Genomic DNA, 1,950 nt, shown 5'->3' on the forward strand with positions numbered 1-1,950 from the left:
GAAGAGGGCGTTCTTTCTATTCAGAGCTATGGGGCGGATCGTGCGTTCGTACCGTTGCCCGGCAATCGATACAAAGTATCGATGAGAGGGGGTGTTGTTGTCGATCTCGATGCGACCGTCGGTCAGGAAGCGACCGAGGCCGTCACGGTATTTCGCGATATCGGCCATTGCCTCACCGAGGGGCGATTTGGCGGAAGCACGGGCGCGGTGATGGCGTAGCCAGTTATCAAGGCGGGCAAGGATCGGAGCGGAACGTTCTTGGCGCGCAGCCAGGCGTGCGAGGGGGGGGGCTTTGCCGCGTATTTCGGCCTCGATGGCGTAGAGGCCGCGGATGAGTGCCACACCTTCCTCGGCAATCGGTGCCGTGCCGGTGCGTGTTATCTCGATCAGCTTGCGACGGGCGTGGGCCCAGCAGTCGGCCAACTGAATGTCGGGGCCAGATCGGTAGGATGCGATCAACCGGTTGTATCCTGCATAGCCATCCACCTGCAGGATGCCGCCGAAGCCCTGCAATATCCGTTCGGCATGTTGCCCGCCCCGACCGGGGGCGTAAGTGAAGGCCACGCCCGGAGGTGCTGTGCCGCTCCAGGGCCGATCATCGCGGGCCAAGGCCCAGAAGTATCCTGTTTTGGTCTTCTTTGCCCCCGGATCGAGAACCGGCGCGCGAGTTTCATCCATGAACAGCTTTGTGGATCGCTTCAGGTCGGCCATCAGCGCGTCGAAGACGGGGAGCAACTCAAAGGCGGCACGGCCAACCCAGTCCGCAAGGGTGGACCGGTCGAGGTCAACGCCCAGACGACTGTAGATCTGGGCTTGCCGATACAGGGGAAGATGGTCGGCATACTTGCTGACCAGCACATGCGCGAGAGTCGCTTCGGTCGGTATGCCGCCCGGGATCAGCCGCGCCGGAGCGGGCGCTTGCACCACGCCATCGGTGCAGGATCGGCAGGCATATTTCGGACGACGGGTCACGATCACGCGGAACTGGGCCGGGATGATGTCCAGCCGTTCCGACACGTCTTCCCCGATACAATGCAGGCAACCACCGCAGGCGCAGGTCAGGCTCTCGGGCTCAATCACTTCTTCGATGCGCGGAAGATGCTTTGGCAGCACCCCGCGATTGGCGGCGCGTGGCTTGGTTGAGCGCTTCGCTGCGCGATCCTCGGCATCTTCCTCGGCGTGGATTAAGGCAATCGCCGTTTCCAGATCTTCAAGCGCCAGTTCGAATTGGTCTGGGTCACTCTTCTCCGATCGCCGACCAAAAGCCACATGCTTGAAGGCGGCAACCAGCTTTTCCAACCGTTCGATCCGCTCATCCTTGCGTAGGTTGAGCTCCTCCGAGGCCATCAACATCGTCTTCAGCGCAGCAATTTCTTCAAGTAAATCAGCGGCATTTGACATGCCCTGTATTTATCAAACCATCGCGGGCAATGCCTGTGGAAACAGCCACCCCAGTCATCCTGCCGCAGTCATTCCACCGCCTCGGGCGCACGCGCTTCAATGGCCCGAACCCGTCGCCAATCGAGACCGGCAAATAGGGCCTCAAACTGCGCATGGTTCAACATCATCAACCCGTCCTTCACTGCGGGCCAAGTAAACGTGTGCTCTTCCAACCGTTTGTAGGCCATCACCCGCCCGGTGCCGTCCCAATACAAGAGCTTGAGCCGATCTGCCTTCTTGGCCCGGAACACGAAGACGGTCCCAGTGAACGGGTTCTTGCGCAACTCGTTCTTCATCCCGCGCCCCTCTCGGTTATTGTTTTACAATCACCGAGTGGGGCGCGGCCAAGCTGTCATGGCCTTTGCGGAAGTCGATGGGCTTGGTGGCAACCATGATCCTCACCCGGTTCGACGGGAAGATCACGGGCAGGCCCGCAGTGCGGTCACCAATTCGACAACCCGAGCCGCAGGCGTGGCTGCATCAAGCCGCACCATCACGGGGCCAATGATC

General features: G+C 60.9%; 2 protein-coding genes. Both read right to left on the minus strand.

Annotated features, from left to right (window positions below; translation table 11 throughout):
* Positions 1-1,401, minus strand: a 1,401-nt coding sequence (locus L0H65_RS19150; protein ID WP_301460783.1) for an IS66 family transposase, incomplete at its 3' end; no start/stop codon positions are given.
* Between the two features lie 68 nt (positions 1,402-1,469).
* Entirely contained in the window at positions 1,470-1,736 is a 267-nt protein-coding gene (gene tnpB, locus L0H65_RS19155; protein ID WP_301460784.1) for an IS66 family insertion sequence element accessory protein TnpB, read from the minus strand.
* Positions 1,737-1,950 lie beyond the last annotated feature (214 nt).

The organism is Pseudorhodobacter sp. (assembly GCF_030452865.1).
Lineage (GTDB): Bacteria > Pseudomonadota > Alphaproteobacteria > Rhodobacterales > Rhodobacteraceae > Pseudorhodobacter.

Coding starts and splice junctions, on each gene's coding strand:
- tnpB (WP_301460784.1), bottom strand. CDS start 1,736: ATGAAGAACGAGTTGCGCAAGAACCCGTTCACTGGGACCGTCTTCGTG.